Annotated in this window: 2 protein-coding genes; both read right to left on the bottom strand. The window is 74.2% G+C overall.

Annotation, left to right across the window (positions count from 1 at the left end; all coding sequences use genetic code 11):
* Positions 1-12 precede the first annotated feature (12 nt).
* A complete protein-coding gene (locus tag ORV05_RS09295) occupies positions 13-5,421 on the bottom strand; it encodes a type I polyketide synthase (RefSeq protein WP_268758042.1) in 5,409 nt (1,802 codons plus the stop codon).
* The gene (locus ORV05_RS09290; RefSeq protein ID WP_456062018.1) at positions 5,418-21,521 is read right to left on the bottom strand and encodes an SDR family NAD(P)-dependent oxidoreductase; all 16,104 of its coding nucleotides are present in this window, start codon (positions 21,519-21,521) and stop codon (positions 5,418-5,420) included. Before ORV05_RS09290 ends, ORV05_RS09295 begins: the two co-directional genes overlap by 4 nt.
* Position 21,522: the final 1 nt, after the last annotated feature.

The raw sequence follows: 21,522 nt of genomic DNA, 5'->3' as shown, positions 1-21,522 counted from the left end.
GGGAAGGGATTTTCAGGCCGGGGATTCGAGTTCCTCGTCCAGCAGTGCGAACAGGTCGTCCGCGCTCGCGTCCTCGATCTCCCCGTCGGCCGGGGAGACCGGCGAGAGGGCCGCCAGCAGCGTCTTCAGCCGGGTGACGAGTTCGTCCCGCGAGGCGTCGTCCAGCTCCGTCTCCCGCACCGCGGCCTCCAGCCCGGCCAGCCGGGTGTCCACAAGGGACGACGTATCGGCCAGGCCCGCGCCGAGGAACCCGGCCAGTGCCGCCGCGGACGGGTGGTCGAAGATCAGCGTGGCGGGTAGCCGCCGGCCGGTCAGCGCGTCCAGCCGGTTCCGCAGTTCGATCGCCGTCAGGGAGTCGAAGCCGAGTTCGATGAACCCCTTCCGCGGGTCGATGGCCTCCCGGCGCTCGTGTCCCAGTACCACCGCGGCGGCGCCGCAGACGAGGTCGAGCAGGGCCCGCCCCCGTTCCTCGGCGGGCAGCGCGACGATCCTGTCCCACGAGTCGTCGGCCGCCTCGGCGCGCCGCCGCGAACCGCCCCGCACCAGCCCTCGCAGCATCGCGGGGACACCGTGCGTGTCGCCCCGGACGCCGGACATGTCCAGCCGAACCGGCACCAGCGAAGGCTGCCCGGCCCCGAACGTCGCGTCGAACAACTCGAGACCGTCGGCGAAGGACAACCCGAGCACCCCGGACCGCGCCATGCGGACCAGGTCGGTGTCCGCGAGATCGCCCGACATGCCGCCTTCGGACCACAGCCCCCAGGCCAGCGACACCGCGGGCAGCCCGAGCGCGGCCCGGTGGTGTGCCAGCGCGTCGAGGAACACGTTGGCGGCCGAGTAGTTCGCCTGCCCCGCCGCACCCAGCGTCCCGCCCGCGGACGAATACAGCACGAACGCCGCCAGATCCAGCGAGGCGGTCAGCTCGTGCAGGTGCCACGCCGCGTCGACCTTCGGGCGCAGCACCGCGTCCATCCGCTCCGGCGTCAGCGCGAGCAGCACCCCGTCGTCCACCACGCCGGCCGTGTGCACGACCGCCGTCAGCGGATGTCCGGCGGGCACCCCGGCCAGCACCGCGGCCACGGATTCACGGTCGGCCAGATCGCAGGCGGCCAGCGAGACCGTGGCGCCCAGTTCCGTCAACGAGGCCGCCAGTTCGGCCGCGCCCGGTGCCGCGGCACCGCGGCGGCTCGTGATCAGCAGGTGGCGGACGCCGTGCGCGGTCACCAGGTGCCGCGCGATCAGCCGCCCGAGCACGCCGGTGCCTCCCGTGACGAGCACGGTCCCATCGGGATCCAGCGAAACCGGGGCACCCGCCGGGGGCACGTGCTTCGCCAGCCGGTGCACCAGCACCGCCCCGTCACGGACCGCCACACCGGGTTCCCCGGCGTACATCGCCCCGAGTACCGCGCCCACCGGAAGGTCGCCCTCGTCGACGTCGACGACCATGAACCGGTCCGGGTACTCCAGCTGCGCCGTCCGGATCACACCCCAGAGCGCGGCGTGCGTCAGGTCCTCGACGCCCTCCTCCGGCCGGGTGGCGATCGCCCGGGACGTGACGACGACCAGCCGCGAACCGGCAGGCACGTCCGGGCCCACCCAGGCCTGCGCCAGCGCCAGCAGCCGGTGCGCCGCCTCCCGCGCTCCCCGTGGGGAAGCCCCGGCGGGCGCCGCGAACGACGCGATCACCACGTCCGGTATCGGGGAACCCGCACGTACGGCCGAAACCAGCGCATCGAGGTCCTCATAGGACTGTCCGCCGAAACCGAACGGATCCGCGCCGAGCACGGCGGAACGCACATCCAGCGGTGCCCCCGGCTCTTCCGTTCGAGGCAGCCACTCGACCCGGAACAGCGAATCGTCCACCGCCGACCGCGCAGCCACGGCGAACGCGTCGTCCGCGATCGGGCGCAACGCCAGCGACGCCACACTCAGCACCGGCGTGCCGGCCGGATCCGTGGCGGTGAGCGACACGGTGTTCTCGGCGTCCGACGAAACCAGCACGCGCAGGCTCGGCGCTCCGGCCGCGTGCAGCGAAACCCCGGACCACGCGAACGGCAGCACCGGCTTGTCCTCGGTGGGCCCGGCGAGCCCGATCACGTGCAGCGCGGCGTCCAGCAGCGCCGGATGCAGCCCGAACGCCGCGGCGTCCGCGTGCTCGGGCAGCGCCACCTCGGCGGCTAGCGTGGCGCCCGCGCGCCACACGCGTCGCAGCCCGGCGAACACCGGCCCGTAGTCGAAGCCCTGGGCGGCGAGCTGGTCGTAGCGGTCGCTCACGTCGATCTCCACCGCTCCGGGCGGCGGCCATTCCGCCACGGCCGCGGGCGGGTCCGCCTCCGGCGACATCCGGCCGCTGCCGTGCCGTATCCACTCCGCCTGTTCCGCGGTGTCTTCGGCCTGGGAGTAGATGCCCAGCGAACGCTCGCCAGACTCGTCCTCCGCGCCCAGGACCACCTGCAGCCGCACCCCGCCGTCGCGGGGCAGGATCAGCGGCGCCGCCAGTGTCAGCTCGTCGAGGCGCCCGCAACCGGCCTCGTCACCGGCACGGACGGCCAGTTCGACGAACGCCGTCCCGGGGAACAGCACGGAGCCCTGCACCACGTGCTCGGCCAGCCACGGCTGGGTCCGCAGCGAGAGCCTTCCGGTGAGCACCACGCCACCCGAGTCGGCCGCGACCACGACGGAGCCCAGCAGCGGGTGCTCCGCTTCGCGCTGTCCCACTTCGGCGGCCCCGCGGCCGCGGGCGCCGGTCGGGTTCTCCAGCCAGTAGCGTTTGCGCTGGAAAGCGTAGGTCGGCAGGTCCACCGTCCGGCCACCGGGGTAGAACGCGGAAAAGTCCGGAGTGGACCCGGTGACGAAGAGCGAGGCGACCGCGGCGGCCACGGACTCGGGCTCGGGCCGGTCCTTGCGCAGCGCCGGGACGAACGTCGCGCGGTCCTCACCGGTCAGGCAGGACTGCCCCATCGCGGTCAGCACCGCGCTCGGCCCGGCCTCCACGAACTTCGTGACCCCGGCGTCGAGCAGCGTGCGCATCCCCTCGGCGAACCGGACGGTGGCGCGCACCTGGTCCACCCAGTATTCCGGTGTCGCGAGTTCCGTCCCGGAAACCGCACCGGACACGGTCGAGACGATGGGGATCTCCGGCGCGGCGTAGCTCAGCTTCCCGGCGACGGCGGCGAAGTCCGCCAGCATCGGCGCCATCAACGGCGAATGGAACGCGTGCGACACGCGCAGCCGCGAGGTCTTGGCGAACTTCCCGGCCGCCGCGAGCACCGCGTCTTCGGCGCCGGACAGCACCACGGACGCCGGGCCGTTGATCGCCGCGACCGCCACCTCCCCGGTGAGCAGCGGCAGGACCTCGTCTTCGGTGGCCGCCACGGCGACCATCGCGCCGCCGGGCGGCAGTTGCTGCATCAGCCGCGCCCGCGCCGCCACCAGCGTGCAGGCGTCTTCGAGCGACAGCACCCCGGCGACGTGGGCCGCGGCGAGTTCGCCGATCGAGTGGCCCAGCAGGTAGTCCGGCCGCACGCCCCAGTACCGGAGCAACCGGAACAGCGCGACCTCGACCGCGAACAGCGCGGGTTGCGCGTATCCCGTCCGGTCCAGTTTCCCGCCCGCCGCGGCTTCGCCGAGCAGTGCGCGCAGCGGCAGATCGAGGTGCCGGTCCAGTTCGGCGGCCACCGCGTCCAGCGCGTCGGCGAACGCGGGAACCGCCGAGGCCAGTGCAAGTCCCATCCCGGCGCGCTGCGCACCCTGTCCGGTGAACAGGAACGCCGTGCGCCCGGCCCCGGCGACCCCTGCCACGACGCCCGCGGGCATCCGGCCCTCCGCGTATTCGGCGAGCGCGCGTAGCGCGCCCTCGGCGTCGGGAGCGACGACACCCGCACGGTGCTCGGCGAGCGTCCGCGTGGTCACCAGCGAGAACCCGATGTCCACAGCGGACGCTTCTCGCGCTCCGGCGAACGAGGCCAGCCTGCCCGCCTGCGCCCGCAGCGCTTCGGGCCCGTTGGCCGACAGCAGCCAGGTCACCGGCCCCGGCCCGGCCGGGGCACCGGCCTCCACCGGGTCACCCTCCTCGAGGATCACGTGCGCGTTGGTGCCGCTGATCCCGAACGACGACACCCCCGCCCGCCGCGGCCTGCCGGTCTCCGGCCACGGCCGGCCGGCGGTGAGCAGCGAAACGGTGCCGTCGGGCCACTCGATGTGGGGCGAGGGCTCGTCGGCGTGCAGCGTCCGCGGCAGGACACCGTGCCGGAGCGCCTCCACCATCTTGATCACGCCGCCGACCCCGGCCGCGGCCTGCGTGTGACCCACGTTCGACTTGAAGGACCCGAGGTACAGCGGCCGTTCCGGCGTGGCCGCCCGGCCGTAGGTGGCGATCAGGGCCTGCGCCTCGATCGGGTCGCCCAGCCTGGTCCCGGTGCCATGCCCCTCGACGGCGTCCACATCGGACGGTTCGAGACCGGCGTCGGCCAGCGCGGCGCGGATCACCCGCTGCTGCGCGGGCCCGTTGGGCACCGTGATGCCGCTGGACGCGCCGTCGGAGTTCACCGCGCTGCCGCGGAGCACCGCAAGCACGGGATGCCCGTTGCGCCGGGCGTCCGAAAGCCGCTCCAGCAGCACCATCCCGGCGCCCTCCGAGCAGCCCACGCCGTCGGCTCCGGCGCCGAACGCCTTGCAGCGCCCGTCGGAGGACAACCCGTGCTGCTCGCTGAAGTACACGAACATGTCCGGGGTCACCATCACGGTGACCCCGCCCGCCAGCGCCAGCGAGCACTCGCCGCGGCGCAGCGCGGTCGCCGCCCAGTGCAGGGCGACCAGCGACGAAGAGCATGCCGTGTCCACCGAGACCGCCGGGCCCTGAAGCCCGAGCGTGTAGGCGACGCGGCCGGAGACCAGGCTGCCGTCACTGCTGCCCGCCCCGTAGTCGTGGTACATCACCCCGGCGAACACGCCGGTTCTGCTGCCGCGCAGGGTGGACGGCACGATCCCGGCCCGCTCGACGGCCTCCCAGGCCGTCTCCAGCAGGATGCGCTGCTGCGGGTCGAGCGTGAGTGCCTCCCGCGGCGAGATCCCGAAGAACTCGGGCTCGAAGTCGGCGGCGTCGTAGAGGAAACCGCCTTCCGCCGAGTAGGTCGTGCCGGGCCGGGAGCCCGTCGGGTCCAGCAGCGCCGCGGTGTCCCAGCCGCGGTCCTCGGGGAACGCACCGATCGCGTCCACCCCTTCGGCCACCAGGTCCCACAGCTGCCCCGGGCTGGTGATCCCGCCGGGATAGCGGCACCCCATGCCGATGATGGCGATCGGCTCGGTCATCGGCGCCAGGGCCGCGTTGAGCCGGTGGTTGTCCGCCTTGAGCCGCTCGTTGTCCATCATGGACCGGCGCAGGGCGGCGACGATCTGCTCCGTCGACGGCACCTCGGTCACTGGGATTCCCCTCGTTCGTCGGTGTGGTTGTCACCCATCGCGGACCGGACCAGCTCCGCCAGGTCCATGGATTCCAGCGCTGCCGCGGTGTCGGCGCCCTCGATGTCCACAGTGCCTGGTGTGCTTGCTGTCTCCGTGGGGTTCGATGCTGCTTCGCCGAGTTCCGCGGCCAACTCCGTCAGCAGGTGCCGGGCCAGCGGGCGGGGGCTCGGGTAGTCGAAGATCAGCGTCGCGGGCAGGCGCAGCCCGCAGGCGGCGCCGAGCCGGTTGCGTAGTTCCAGCGCCGCCAGCGAATCGATGCCCAGGTCGGTGAAGCCCTTCTCGGCGCCGACAGCCGAAGCGTCCTCATAGCCGAGGACCGCCGCCGCATGCTCGCACACGAGCTCCAGCGTCGCCGCTTCCCGCTCGTCCACGGGCAACCCGGCCAGCCGTGCGGCGAAACCGGCCTCCTGCGCGGCCGCCTCCGGTGCGGCCGCCGCGGCGACCCGCCGGGGGGCGGCCGTCACCAGGCCGCGCAGAAGCGGAGCCACCCGGTCGGCGTCCCGCCGCTCGGCGAGCCGCACCGGCACCAGCACCGGCTCCCCGGCCGCCAGCGCGGCGTCGAAGAGTTCGAGCCCTTCGGCCGCGGAGAGCTCGGCCACCCCGGCCCTGGCGATGTGCGCCAGGTCCACTTCGCCGCCGGTGCCCTGCCACGGACCCCAGGCCAGCGAGGTGGCCGGGAGGCCGCGGGCCACGCGGTACCGGGCCAGCGCGTCGAGGAAGACGTTGCCCGCGGCGTAGTTCGCCTGCCCGCCGGCGAGCAGCAGGCCGCCCACCGAGGAGTAGAGGACGAACGCGGACAGGTCCCGCTCCGCGGTCAGCTCGTGCAGGTGCCAGGCCGCGTCCACCTTCGGCCGCAGCACGGTTTCGACCTGCTCCGGGGTCAGCGAACCGAGCACCGCGCTGTCCATCTGGCCCGCGGCGTGCACCACCGCGGTGAGGTTTTCGATCGAGCCGAGCAGCCTGGCCAGCTCGGCGCGGTCGGTGACGTCGCAGGTCGCGACGGTCACCTTCGCCCCCTGCCCGGCCAGCTCGTCGGCCAATTCCTTCGCCCCCGGCGCCTTCGGCCCTCTGCGGCTGGTGAGGACGAGGCTGCGGGCACCACGGGCGACCAGGTGGCGGGCCAGCAGGCCGCCGAGCAGCCCGGCGCCACCGGTGATCAGCACCGTGCCGTCGGGGTCCCACTCCGCGTGTTCGCCGAGCGCCGTCACCTTCGTCAGCCTCGGCACCCGGATCTCGCCCTCGCGGACGATCGCCTCCGGCTCGCCGGAGGCCACCACCGTCGACAGCGCATCCAGCGCATCCAGCGCGTCCAGCGCATCGGTGTCGGTTGTGCCGGTCAGGTCGACCAGCTGCACCCGGCCAGGGTTCTCCGCCTGTGCGGCCCGCACGAGGCCCCACACCGACGCCTGTGCCAGATCCGGACCGTCCTGATCGGACACCGCGTTCCGGGTGAGGACCAGCAGTTTCCCGTCGGCGAAACGGTCGTCGGCCAGCCAGGCCCGCAGCCGCGCGAGCGTGTCCTGCACGGTCGCGTGCACCCGCGAAGGCACCCCGGCCCCGCCTTCGCCGGAGCCGGCCGGCAGGACCAGCACCTTCGCCGGGACCGGCTCCTCGTGGACCGGCAGACCGAGACCGAGGTCGGTCGAGCCGAGCACGGCCCAGCCGTCCCTCGTCCCGGCCTGCCGGGTACCCGCCACCCGCTGCCACTCGATGCGGTAGAGCGAGTCCGGCACCTTCGCGCCCAGCCGGTCGTGGGACACCGGCCGCGTCACCAGCGAGGAGATCCACGCGACCGGCTTGCCCGCCGCGTCCGCCAGCGCGAGCGACGCGCCGCCGTTTTCCTCGCGCACCCGAACCCGCAGGGCGGTGGCCTCGGCGGCGTGCAGCGACACACCGCTCCAGGCGAACGGGATGGTCGTTTCGGTCAACGCCTTGGGCCCGCCAGGGACCAGGAAGTCCGTGGCGCCCAGTGCCGAATCGAGCAGCCCGGGGTGGAGGCCGAACCCGGTCACCACCGTGCCTTCGGGCAGGGCCACCTCGGCGAACACCTCGCCGTCTTTCCGCCATACCGCCTTGAGGTTCCGGAAGGCCGGGCCGTAGCCGAAGCCGAGTCCCGCCAGGTCGTCGTAGAGCCCGCCGAGATCGACCGGCTCGGCCCCGGAGGGCGGCCAGGACGAAAGGTCGAACTCCTCGGGCGCGGCCCCGGTGTCCAGCACGCCGGCCGCATGCCGCGTCCACACCGCACCGGACTCCTCCGTGCGCGAGTGCACCGACAGTTCACGGCGGCCGGTCGCGTCGGGCGCACCGACCAGTACCCGGATCTCGACGCCACCGGCCGCACCGTCGGGCAGCAGCAGCGGAGCCTGCTGGGTCAGCTCCTCCACCACGTCGCAGCCCAGCTGGTCACCGGCGTACACGGCCAGCTCGACGTAGGCCGTGCCGGGGAGCATGGTGCGGCCCAGGACCACGTGGTCGGCGAGCCAGGCCTGGCTGTCCACCGACAGCCGCCCGGTCAGCACCGCACCGCCGTCCGGCAGTTCCACCACCGCGCCCAGCAGGGGATGCGCGGCGGACCTGGCGCCGAGCGACCCGGCGTCACCGGTCTTCCTGGTGGCGTCGAGCCAGTAGCTGCGGTGTTGGAAGGCGTACGTCGGAAGGTCCACTCTGGACGCCCCACGGCCGGCGAACACGGCCCGCCAGTCGATCCCGGCGCCCCGCGAATACACCGTGGCCAGCGCGGCGAACAGGGTCGTCACCTCGTCGCGGCCGCGCCGCAGCGCCGGGACACCCACGACGCGGTCCGGCCGGTCGGCCCGCGCCGGATCGCACTCGCGGGCCATGCCGGTCAGCACCGCGTCCGGGCCGAGCTCCACGAACCGGGTCACCCCGGCCGACAGGAGGGCGTCGACCCCGGCGGCGAACCGGACGGCCGCCCGCACGTGGTTCACCCAGTACTCCGGCGAGCACAGCTCGGCGGCGGTGGCGATCCGGCCGGTGACGTTCGAAACGACCGGGATCGCCGGGGCCGAGTAGGCCAGCCGCCGCGCCACGGCGCGGAAATCTTCGAGCATCGGGTCCATCAGCGCGGAATGGAAGGCGTGCGAGACCACGAGTTCCTTCGTCCGCCGTCCTGACTCGGCGAAGGCCGCCATCGCGGCCCGCACCGACTCCCCGGGACCGGAGACGACCACCGAGCGCGGGCCGTTGACCGCCGCGATGTCCACATCGGACGGCAGTGCGGCGCGCACCTCGTCCTCCGTGGCCGCGATGGCGGCCATCGCCCCGCCCGCGGGCAGCGCCTGCATGAGGCGGCCGCGGGCCGCGACCAGCGAGCACGCGTCTGCCAGCGAGAACACCCCGGCCACGTGCGCCGCGGCCAGCTCGCCGATCGAATGCCCGGCCACGTAGTCCGGTGTCACACCCCAGGACTCCATCAGGCGGTAGAGCGCCACCTCGACGGCGAACAACGCGCACTGCGTGTAGGCGGTCCGGTTCAGCAACCGTCCCTCGGCGGAGTCCTTGTCCGCCCAGATCACCTGCTTGAGCGGCACCTCCAGCTCGGCGTCGAAAAGGCCGCACACCTCGTCGAAGGCACCGGCGAACACCGGGAAGGCCTCGTGGAGTCCGCGCCCCATGCCCGGCTGCTGCGCGCCCTGGCCGGTGAACAGGAAGGCGGTGAGGTCGGCGGCACTGGTCGTGCCGGTCACCGTGCCCGCCGGGGTGCGCCCCGCGGCGAGGCCGTCGAGCAGCTTCAGCGCGGCCTCCCGGTCGGCGGCCAGCACCACCGAGCGATGGTCGAGTGCCGCCCGGCCGGTGGCGAGCGAGTAGCCCACGTCGGTGAGGTCCTGCTCGGGGTGGGCCCGCAGGTGCGCGGCCAGCCTGCCCGCCTGGTCGGCCAGTGCCCCGGCCACCGCGCCGGAGACCGGCAGCGGCACCACCGGAAGTGGTGGCAGCTGCGGTGCCGCGCGTGGCTTGTCCTCCACAGTGGACGGTGGCGCCTCCTCGATGATGACGTGGGCGTTGGTTCCGCTGATGCCGAAGGAAGAGATACCGGCCCGGCGGGGGCGGCCGTTCGGCGCCCAGGGCCGCGCTTGGGTCAGCAGCTCGATGTCCCCGGTACTCCAGTCGACGACGGGTGACGGGGCGGTCACGTGCAACGTCGCGGGCAGCAGGTCGTGCCGCAGGGCCTGCACGACCTTGATCACGGCCGCCGCGCCGCCCGAGGCCTGGGCGTGGCCGATGTTGGACTTCACCGAGCCCAGGTACAGCGGCCGCTCGCGGTCCTGGCCGTAGGTGGCCAGCAGCGCCTGCGCCTCGATCGGGTCACCGAGTTTCGTGCCGGAACCGTGTGCCTCCACCGCATCCACATCGGACGGACGGAGGCCGCCCGCGGCCAGCGCGGCGCGGATCACCCGTTCCTGCGACGGGCCGTTCGGTGCGGTGAGCCCGTTGGACGCGCCGTCCTGGTTGACCGCGCTGGAGCGGACCACCGCGAGCACCTCGTGCCCGTTGCGGCGGGCGTCGGAAAGCCGCTCCAGCAGGAGCAGGCCCGCCCCCTCCGCCCAGCCGACGCCGTCGGAGGCGGCGGAGAAGGACTTCGACCGGCCGTTGGGCGAGAGCACGCCCTGGCGGCTGGAGTCGACGAACAGATCGGACTGCGAGAGCACCGTGACACCACCGGCGAGCGCCAGTTCACACTCCCCCGCCCGCAGCGCCTGCACCGCGAGATGCAGTGTCACCAGCGAGGACGAACACGCCGTGTCCACCGTCATGGACGGGCCTTCCAGCCCGAACAGGTAGGAGATGCGGCCGGAAACGACCGCACCCGAGCTGCCGTTCGGGATGTAGGCGGCGACATCGGCGGGCGCGCCGGGGGCGCGGCTGCCGTAGTCGTCGTACATGGCACCGGCGAAGACGCCGGTCAGGCTGCCGCGCAGCGTGGTCGGGTCGATACCGGCCCGTTCGATGGCCTCCCACGCCGTTTCCAGCAGGAGCCGCTGCTGCGGATCCATGGCCGTCGCCTCACGCGGGCCGATGCCGAAGAACGCCGGGTCGAACTCGGCGGCGTCGTGCAGGAAGCCGCCCTCGCGGGCGTAGGTCTTGCCCCGCTTGCCGGGCTCCGGATCGTAGATGCCGTCGATGTCCCAGCCCCGGTTCACCGGGAACCCGGTGACCGCGTCGACCTGGTCCACCAGCAGCCGCCACAGGTCCTCGGGTGACTTGACACCGCCGGGATAGCGGCAGGCCATGCCGACGATCGCGATCGGCTCCCGCATGGCGGCGCCGGTCCGCGCCGGCGCGGCGGAAACCCTGGCCAGTGCGGAGGCACCGAGGAGCCTGCCCTTGACGAAGTCGGCCACCGCCTTCGCGGTCGGGTGGTCGAAGATCAGGGTCGCGGGCAGCGACAGGCCGGTGGCGGTGCCGAGCAGGTTGCGCAGTTCCACCGCGGCGAGCGAGTCGAAACCGAGCTCCTTGAACGCGCGCGTACCGTCCACTTCGGACTTGTCCGGGTAGCCGAGCACGGCGGCCACCTGGGTGAGCACGATGTCGGCCAGCAGCCGGTCGCGCTCGCTGTCGGCCAGTCCGGCCAGCTCGGCGGCCAGCGCGTTGCCCGCGCCGGCCGGCTTCGCCGCCTTCGCGACCCGGCGAGCCTTCGCCGGGACGAAGCCGCGCAGCAGGGCGGGCAGTTCGCCGGCGCGGGCCCGCAGCGCCGCCACGTCCACCCGCAGCGGGGCGATCACGGCGGGCATGTCCTCGCCGTCGCCGAGTGCGGCGTCGAACAGCGCCAGGCCCTGCTCCGCGGTGACCGCGGGCAGGCCGAGCCGCGCCATGCGGGTCAGGTCCGCCTCGGCCAGTTCGCCGCCGAGCCCGGTGTTCTCCGCCCACAGGCCCCAGGCCAGCGACGTCGCCGCGAGGCCCGAGGCCCGGCGGTATTCGGCGAGGCCGTCGAGGAACGCGTTGGCCGCGGCGTAGTTCGCCTGGCCCTCGGGCAGTACCTGCCCGCCCGCGGAGGAGAACAGCACGAACGCGGCGAGGTCCAGCTCCGCGGTCGACTCGTGCAGATGCCAGGCCGCGTCCACCTTGGGCCGCAGCACCCGGTCGGTCTGCCCGGCGGTCAGCGAGTCGAAGAGCCCGCTCTCGGCCGTACCGGCCGCGTGCAGCACGGCGGTGAGCGGCGCGTCCGCGGGAACCCCCGCGATCAGGGCCGCCACCTGGGTGCGGTCGGCGACGTCGCACGCGGCGACGGTCACCTTCGCTCCGAGGTCGGTCAGTTCCTCGGCGAGCTGCGCCGCACCCGGCGCGGCCAGACCGCGGCGGCTGGTCAGCAGCAGGTTCTTCACCCCGTGTTCGGCCGCCAGGTACCGCGCGAGCAGGCTGCCGAGCCCGCCGGTACCGCCGGTGATCAGGACGGTGCCGCCCGCGGCCCACGGCGACGTGCCCGACGGCTCCGTCCCGGCGTACCGCGGCACGAACACGGTGTCCCCAGCGACGCCGCGAACCGCCGCCTCGGGCTCACCCGAGGCGACCACCGCCGCGACCACCGCCACCGAGGTCTCCGAGGTGCCGGTGCCGGTGCCGGTGTCGACCAGGAAGACCCGGCCGGGGTGCTCGGCCTGCGCCCCGCGGACCAGACCCCACAGCAAGCTCTGTGTGACGTCCACAGTGGACCCTTCGGCGGGCACCGCGTTCCGGGTCACCACCGCCAGTTTCGTGCCCGCGAACCGGGAATCGGCCAGCCAGGCCTGGAGCTCGGCGAGCAGCCAGGCGGTGTTCTCCCGAGCCGTCTCCGGCACGTCGTCCGCGCCGTGCGCCGCGGTCAGGGGCACGGTCAGCGTCACCAGCCCCGGGACCGGCTCACCCCGGTCGACGGCGGCGGCGAAGTCGGCGAATCCGGCGTAGGTGGCGGCCACCCCTGGCAGGCCACGCCCGACGGCGACCACGTCGCTCCCCTCGGCCGCGTCGTGCTCGGCGGCCGGGACGGGCACCGGCTGCCAGGCGATCTTCAGCAGTCGTCCGTCGGCCCCGTCGGACGGCGCCCCGGAAAGCTCCTGCCGCACCGGACGCGAGACCAGCGACTCGATCGACGCGACCGGCCTGCCCTCGCCGTCGGCCACCTCGATCGCCGACACCTCGTCACCGTCCAGCCGCACGATCCGCACCCGCAGCATCGAGGCGCCGACGGCGTGCAGCGTCACGCCGTTCCACACGAACGGCAGCAGCGTCGGGCCATCGGGATCGCCCAGCAGATCGGCGTGCATCGCGGTGTCGAGCAACGCCGGGTGCAGGCCGTAGGAGCCCGCCGTGGCCGCGGCCGGCTCCGGCAGCGCCACCTCGGCGAACACCTCGTTGCCCCGGCGCCACGCCGCCTCGAGGCCCTGGAACGACGGGCCGTAGCCGTAGCCGCGGGCGTTGAGCAACTCGTAGGCACCCTCGGTGGGGATGGGCTGCGCACCCGGCGGCGGCCACTCGGTGAGCCCGGCGGGCTCGGGCCGCGGCACCGCGGCGAGCGAGCCGAGGGCGTGCTGGGTCCACTCGCCGTCCACCGGCGAATCGGCCGGGCGGGAGTAGACGGTGACCGGGCGGCGGTCGCCGGTCGCGGGGCCGACGACCACCTGCAGCGCGGCCGCGCCGTCCGGCGGCAGCACGAGCGGCGCCTGCAGGGTCAGCTCCTCGACCGCCGGGTAGCCCACCTCCTCGCCCGCCGCGAGCGCCAGTTCGAGGAAACCGGTACCGGGCACCAGGATCGCGCCCTTCACCACGTGGTCGGCCAGCCACGGCAACGATCCGGCCGAGAGCCTGCCGGTGAGCACCGTGCTGTCCGAACCGGACAGCGCCACGGCGGCACCGAGCATCGGGTGGGACAGCGCCTGCTGGCCGACCGCGGTCACGTCGCCGGACGGTGTGGCGTCGAGCCAGTAACGCTTGTGCTGGAAGGCATAGGTGGGCAGGTCGAGCCGCACCGGGCCGTCCCCGAGGACGGGCGGCAGCGTCGCCGCGCCGCGAACGTGGAGGCTCGCCACCGCCGCCAGCGCCGTGCGCACCTCGTCGGAGTCACGACGGCCGAACGGCACGAACGCGACCGCGCCGGGATCCGGCACGTTCTGCGGGCCGAGCACCGACAGCACGCTGTCGGGCCCGAGTTCCAGGAACGTCCGCACCCCGCCGGATTCCAATTCGGACACCGCGTCGCCGAAGCGCACCGCCTCGCGGACATGGGTGACCCAGTACTCCGGCGAGCACAGCTCTTCGTCCGTCGCGGGACGGCCGGTGACGCAGGAGACGATCGGGATCTCCGGCGCGGTGAACGTCAACCCGGCGGCGATCTCGCGGAACCGGTCGAGCATTGGCGCCATCAGCGGCGAATGGAACGCGTGACTCACCCGGAGCCTGCGGGTCGGCACGCCGCCCGCGGAGGCCTCCCGCTCGATGCGCGACACGGCGTCGGCGGCGCCCGAGACGACAACCGAAGCGGGACCGTTCACCGCGGCGATGCTCACCTCGTCCTCGTGTCCGCGCAGCAGTTCCCGCGCGGCCTCCTCGGGCATCGCGAGCGAGACCATCGCGCCCGGCACCTCGTCCAGCGCACCCATCAGGCGGCCGCGGGCGGCGACGAGCGTGGCGGCGTCGGCCAGCGACAGCACGCCGGCGACGTGCGCCGCGGCCAGCTCGCCGACCGAATGCCCGGCGAGCGCGTCGGGGACGATCCCCCACGAGCGCACGAGCCGGAAGAGCGCGACCTCCACGGCGAACAGGGCCGTCTGGGTGTACTGCGTCTGGTCGAGCAGGCCGCGGTCGGCCAGCGCCGTGGTGCCGAACACGACCTCGCGCAACGGCAGGTCCAGCAACGGGTCGACGGCGGCGCAGACGGCGTCGAAGGCCTCCGCGAACACGGGGTAGGTCTCGTACAGGCGTTGCCCCATGCCCACCCGCTGCGCGCCCTGCCCGGAGAACAGGAAGGCGAGCTTGCCGTCGGTGCCGTCGGTGCCCGCGAAGCCGGTGACCACCGCCGCCGAGGGTTCGCCCGCCGCCAGTGCGTCCAGGCCGTCCGCCAGCCCGGCCGCGGTCCCGGCGATGACCACCGCGCGGTGCTCCAGCGCCGCGCGGGTCGTGGCCAGCGAGCGGGCCAGCTCGGCGACCGGCACGTCCTCGTGGGCGGCCAGGTATCCGCGCAGGCGCGCGGCCTGGCCGCGGACCGCGGCGGGCGACCGGCCGGACAGGGGCACGGGGACCACGTCCGGCCCGGCGTGCGGCTCGGGGACCGGCGCCGGTGCGCCCTCGGGCGCGGGAGCCTGTTCGAGGATCACGTGGGCGTTGGTGCCGCTGATGCCGAAGGACGACACCGCGGCCCGGCGCGGGTGCCCGTTCGCCGTCCAGTCCCGCGGCTCGGTGAGCAGCCGGACGGCGCCGGAGGTCCAGTCGACCACAGTGGACGGACGGTCCACGTGCAGCGTCCGCGGCAACCGCTCGTTGCGCATCGCCATGACCATCTTGATGATGCCCGCGACACCGGCCGCGGCCTGGGTGTGCCCGATGTTGGACTTGATCGAGCCGAGCCACAGCGGCTGGTCCTGAAGCCGGTCCCGGCCGTAGGCCGCGAGCAGCGCCTGCGCCTCGATCGGGTCGCCGAGCGTGGTGCCGGTGCCGTGGCCCTCCACGGCATCCACATCGGACGGGGAAAGACCGGCGTCGGCCAGCGCCTTCGCGATCACCCGCTGCTGCGAGGGGCCGTTCGGGGCGGTCAGGCCGTTCGAGGCGCCGTCGTGGTTCACCGCGGAACCCCGCAGCAGCGCGAGCACCGGGTGACCGTTGCGGCGGGCGTCGGACAGGCGCTCGACGAGCAGCATGCCCGCACCCTCACCCCACCCGGTGCCGTCGGCCGCATCGGCGAACGAGCGGCAGCGGCCGTCGGCCGACAGGCCGCGCTGGCGGCTGAAGTCGACGAAGGTGTCCGGAGTGGACATCACCGTCACCCCGCCGGCCAGCGCCAGCGTGCATTCGCCGCGCCGCAGGGCCTGGGCCGCCCAGTGCAGGGCGACCAGCGAGGACGAACACGCGGTGTCGACGGTGACCGTCGGGCCTTCCAGCCCCAGTGCGTAGGAAACGCGTCCGGAGACGACACTGGCGAGACTGCCGTTGCCGAGGTACCCGGCGATGTCGTCGGAGACGGTGCCGAGGCGGGTCCCCCAGTCGTGGTACATGACCCCGGCGAACACCCCCGTCGCGCTGCCGCGCAGCGACACCGGGTCGATCCCGGCCCGCTCGAAGGCCTCCCAGGACACCTCCAGCAGCAGCCGCTGCTGAGGGTCCATCGCGGCCGCTTCGCGCGGGCTGATCTCGAAGAAGTCGGCGTCGAACTCGGCCGCGTCGTGCAGGAAGGCGCCGTGCCTGACGTAGCTGTGCCCGGGCTTGCCGGGCTCGGGGTCGTAGAGCGCGTCGACGTCCCAGCCGCGGTCGGCGGGGAACGGGGTGAGCGCCTCCCGGTCCTCGGCCACCAGCCGCCACAGGTCCTCCGGGGTGGCGACCCCGCCGGGGTAGCGGCAGGCGATGCCGACGATCGCGATCGGCTCCTCCGCGTCGGCGGTGGTGACCGGTGCGACCGGCCGATCCGGGGCCTGCCCGGCTAGCCGCGTGACGAGGTACCCGGCCAGCGCCCGCGGTGTCGGGTAGTCGAACACGAGGGTGGCGGGCAGCCGCATGCCGGTGACGGAGTCGAGTGCGTTGCGCAGCTCCACCGCGGCCAGCGAGTCGAACCCCATTTCGCTGAAGGGGCGGTTCGGGGAGATCGCGTCGGCGCCGTCGTGGCCGAGCACGGTGGCGACGTGCGAGCGCACCAGCGTGAGCACCGCACGGTCGCGGTCGGCCTCGGACAGGTGCCCGAACCGCTCGGCGAACCGCCGTTCCGGCGTGAGTTCCGTGACGGCGACGGGGGCGGCGCGACGGCGGGCCGCGGGAACGAGACCGCGCAGCAGCGCCGGGAGGTCCTCGCCCCGGGCCCTCAGCGCGGCGCGGTCCACCCGGGTCGGCACCACGGCGGGCGCGCCGGTGGCCAGCGCCGCGTCCAGCGCGGCCAGGCTTTCGGACACGGTCAGCGGGGCGAGGCCGAGCCGCGTGATCCGCTGACGGTCCACTTCGGACAAGGTGGCGCCCATCCCGGGCGCCGCCTCTTCCGTGCCGGGCGTTCCGCTGGGAGCCTCGTCGGGAGCCCACAGCCCCCAGGCGAGCGAAGTCGCGGGCAGGCCCAGCTCATGGCGATGCGCGGCGAGGGCGTCGAGGAAGGTGTTGCCCGCCGCGTAGTTCGCCTGGCCCGCGCCGTCGGCCAGACCGGCCGAGGAGGAGAACAGGACGAACGCCGACAGCCCGGCCCCGGCGGTCAGTTCGTGCAGCGCCCAGGCCGCATCGAGCTTCGGCGCGAGGACGGAATCGAGCCGCGCCTGGGTGAGGGTGCCGATCAGCGCGTTGTCGAGCACCCCGGCGGCGTGCACGACCGCGGACAGCGGGTACTCGGCAGGGATCCTTCGCAACGCGGCCGAAAGCGAGCGCTTCTTGCTGACGTCGCAGGCGACGACCTGCACGGCCGCCCCCAGTTCCGCCAGTTCGGCGACCAGTCCGGCCGCGCCCGGCGCGTCGGGACCGCGGCGGCTGAGCAGCAGGAGCCGTCGCACGCCGTGCGTGGTGACCAGGTGACGGGCCAGGTGCGCGCCCAGGCCGCCGGTGCCGCCGGTGATCAGCACGGTGCCGTCGGCCCGCCAACCGGACGCCCCCGAGGTGTTCGCGGCGGTGTTCGCGGTGAGGCGTACCAGCCGCGGGGCATGCACGTGCCCGTCCTCGACCCGCAGTTCCGGCTCGCCCGAGCCGAGCACGGTGGCCAGCGTCGCCGCCGACAGGGTGCCCTCGACGAGCACGATCCGGCCAGGGTGCTCGGCCTGCGCCGAGCGCACCAGCCCCCGCACCGCGCCGTCGGCGAGCCCGCCGCCGGTGACGACCACGAGCCTGGCCGACGCGAAGCGGTCGCCGTCGAACAACTGCTTCAGCACGCCGAGGACGCGGTGGGCGGCCTGCCTCGCCGCGGCCGGAACGGTTTTGCCGCGCGCCGCGACCGGGAACAGGACGACGTCCGGAACCTCGGCGAGCTGGTCGAGCGAATCGGCCACCGGCACGTCCAGCCCGGGCACCCGGCCCAGCGCCACCATGCCCGGGTCGTCCGAAGTGGACGGCGTGACCGGTGTCCATTCGACGGTGTAGAGCAGTTCCTGCGCACCGGTGGCGAGATCGGCGCCGCGCACCGGACGGGAGCGGAAGGATTCGACCGACAGCACCGGCGCACCGGCCGGGTCCGCGATCTCCAGCGAGACCCCGCCGGTGGCGGGCGAGGTGATGCGCACCCGCACCTCCCCGGCGCCGGAGGCGTGCAGCCGCACCCCGGTCCAGGCGAACGGCAGGCGGATCTCGTCGGCCGCCCGCGCCTCGCCGGGGGCGAAGTCGGTGGCGTGCAGTACGGCGTCGAGCAGCGCCGGGTGGATGCCGAAGGCGGCATCGCGGCCGTCGGCGGGCAGCGCGACCTCGGCGAACACGACGTCGTCGCGTTTCCACGCGGTGCGCAGGCCCTGGAACAGCGGACCGTAGCCGTAGCCGTGGGCCGCCAGTTCCTCGTACAGCTCGCCGGTGGCCACCACCTCGGCACCGGACGGCGGCCACTGCGCCAGCCCGGACATCGGCCCCGGCTCCGCGGCGGGGGCCTCGGCGAGCACACCGGCGGCGTGCCGGGTCCAGACCGCCTCGGTGTCCTGCTCGGGACGCGAGTAGAACTCGATGGTGCGGCGGCCGTCCTTCCCGGGACCGACCACGGCCTGCAGCGCGACGCCGCCCGCCTCCGGCAGGACCAGTGGCGCCTGGAGGGTCAGCTCGTCGACGAGGTCGCAGCCGGACTGCGCGGCCGCGTGCAGCGCCATCTCGACGAACGCGGTCCCGGGCAGCAGCACCGCGCCCGCGATGGTGTGCCCGGCCAGCCACGGATGGGTCCGCAGGCCGATCCGGCCGGTGAACACCAGGCCGTCCTGATCGGCGAGCCCGATGCTCGCCGCCAGCAACGGGTGCGCGGAGGCGAGCTGGCCCAGGTCCGCGGCGTCACCGTGCCCGGCGGGAGCGGTGAGCCAGAAGTGCTTGCGCTGGAAGGCATAGGTCGGCAGGTCGACCCGGCGGGCCGGACCGAAGAACGCCGTCCAGTCGAGGGTGACACCCCGGGCGTGCAGACGGCCGAGTGCGCTGGTGACGGCCACGAGTTCGCCGTGATCGCGGCGCTGGGCGGCAACGGCGGACACCGCTTCGGCGTGCGGGCCCGCGGCGATCATCGCGGAGAGGACGGCGTCCGGGCCGACCTCGATCGCCGTGGTCACGCCGGACTCGGCCAGCGCCGCCACCCCGTCGGCGAACCGGACGGCCTGGCGCACGTGCCGGACCCAGTACTCCGGCGAGCACAGCTCCTCCGCCGTGGCGAGGTGGCCGGTGACGTTGGAGACCACGGGGATGGCGGGGGCCGCGTAGTCGACCACCTCGAGGATCTCGCGGAACTCGGCGAGCATCGGCTCCATCAGCGGCGAATGGAACGCGTGGGAGACGCGCAGCTCACTGGTCTTGCGGCCCCGCGCCCGGAGAACCGACACCACGGCGGCGACCGCTTCGCGCTCACCGGAGACGACCACCGACGACGGGCCGTTGACGGCGGCGATGCTCACCCCCTCGGTCAGCAGCGGCCGGACCTCGTCCTCGGTCGCGGCGACGGCGACCATCGCGCCGCCCTCGGGCAGCGCCTGCATGAGGCGTCCGCGCGCGGCGACGACCAGGCAGGCGTCGGCCAGCGTCCACACGCCGGCGAGGTGCGCCGCGGCGAGTTCGCCGATCGAGTGGCCGAGCAGGACGTCGGGCCGCACTCCCCAGGACTGGAGCAGCCGCGCGAGCGCGACCTCGACGGCGAACAGCGCGCACTGCGCGTACTGGGTGTTGTCCAGCTCCCCGGCGTCCTGTCCGAAGAGGACATCGCGCAGCGGACGGTCGGTCTGCACGTCGAGGTGGTCGACGACCTCGTCGAACACCTCGGCGAACACCGGGTGGGCGAGGTAGAGCTCACGGCCCATCGCGAGCCGCTGCGAACCCTGGCCGGTGAACAGCATGGCGAGCCTGCCCGGCGTGCGGGAACCTGTGACCACCCCGGCGTCCGGCTCACCCGAGGCGAGCGCCCTCAGCCCGCGGAGGGCCTCCGTGATGCCCTCGGTGTTCGCGGTGTTGTCGCACACGACCACCGCCCGGTGATCGTGTGCGGCACGGGTGGTGGCCAGGGAGAAGCCGATATCGACCAGGTCCGCCGGGCCCGCCGATTCCACAAGGGACAGCAGGTTCCCGGCCTGGGCGCGCAGCGCCTGCTCGCTCCGGGCCGAAACGACGAGCGGGACGACCGGAAGCGGTCCGGCGGGGAGGACGTCCTCGTGCCCGACGCGGTCTGCCTGCTCGATGATGACGTGCGCGTTCGTGCCGCTGACGCCGAAGGAGGACACCCCGGCGCGGCGAGGACGGTCCGCGACCGGCCACTCGCGCGCCTCGGTGAGCAGTTCGACCGCGCCCGAGGACCAGTCGACGTGCGGGGTCGGCGCGTCCACGTGCAGGGTCTTGGGCAGCACACCGTGGCGGAGGGCCTCCACCATCTTGATCACCCCGGCGACCCCGGCGGCGGCCTGGGTGTGGCCGAGGTTGGACTTGATCGAGCCGAGCCACAGCGGCCGGTCCGGTGGCCGCTGCCTGCCGTAGGTGGCCAGCAGCGCCTGCGCCTCGATCGGGTCACCGAGGCGGGTGCCGGTGCCGTGCGCCTCCACGGCGTCCACTTCGGACGGTTCAAGCCCGGCGTCGGCCAGCGCCCGGTGGATCAGGCGCTGCTGCGAAGGACCGTTCGGGGCAGTCAGGCCGTTGGAGGCGCCGTCGGAGTTGATGGCCGAGCCGCGGACGACGGCGAGCACGGTGTGCCCGTTCGCGACGGCGTCGGACAGCCGTTCCAGCACGAGGACGCCGCCGCCCTCGGCGAAGCCGGTACCGTCGGCGGCCGCGGCGAAGGCCTTGCAGCGGCCGTCCTCGGCGAGGCCGCGCTGGCGGCTGAACGCGGTGAACGTGCCGGGGCCGCCCATCACGGCGACCCCGCCGGCGAGCGCGAGCCGGGTTTCGCCGCACCGAAGCGCCTGCACCGCGAGGTGCAGGGCCACCAGCGAACCGGAGCACGCGGTGTCGACGGTCAGGGTGGGGCCTTCCAGGCCGAGCGCGTACGCGACCCGGCCGGACACGACGCTGGGCGCGTTCCCGGTGAGCAGATAGCCGTCGAGTCCGTCCGGCGCCTCGTGCAGGCGCGGGCCGTACTCCTGTGCCTCGGCACCGATGAACACCCCGGCCGGGGTGCCGCGCAGGCTCGCCGGGTCGATCTTCGCCCGCTCCAGTGCCTCCCACGCCAGTTCCAGCACGAGCCGCTGCTGCGGGTCCATCGCGGAGGCTTCCCGCGGCGAGATGCCGAAGAAGTCCGCGTCGAACTCCCCGGCGTCCGGCAGGAACCCGCCCGACGTGACGTAGCTGCTGCCCGGGCGGTCGGGGTCCGGGTCGTACAGGGCGTCGAGATCCCAGCCGCGGTCGGTCGGGAAGCCACCGATGGTGTGCACCCCGTCGGCCACGAGTCGCCACAACTGTTCCGGGGAGGTCACACCACCCGGGTAGCGGCAGCCGATGCCGACGATGGCGATCGGCTCGTCCGCGGGGCCGGACCGCCCGGACCGTCCGGACGGCCCGGGATCCGGTGCTTCGGCGCCGAACACCGTGGCGTGCACCAGGTCCGCGACCGCGGCGGGCGTGGGATGGTCGAACGCCAGCGTGACCGGCAGTTCGAGCCCCGTGACCTGGGTGAGCTGCGCGTGCAACTCCACCGCCGCCAGCGAATCGAACCCGTGGTCCGAGAACGCCTTGCCCGGATCGAGCACCGCGGGAACCTCCGGCAGCACGGCCCGCAGCGCGGCCCGCGTCGCCTCGTGCACG

The organism is Amycolatopsis cynarae (genome assembly GCF_026802195.1).
GTDB classification, from domain to species: Bacteria; Actinomycetota; Actinomycetes; order Mycobacteriales; family Pseudonocardiaceae; genus Amycolatopsis_E; species Amycolatopsis_E rhizosphaerae.
This window is presented reverse-complemented; position numbering and strand designations above follow the sequence as displayed.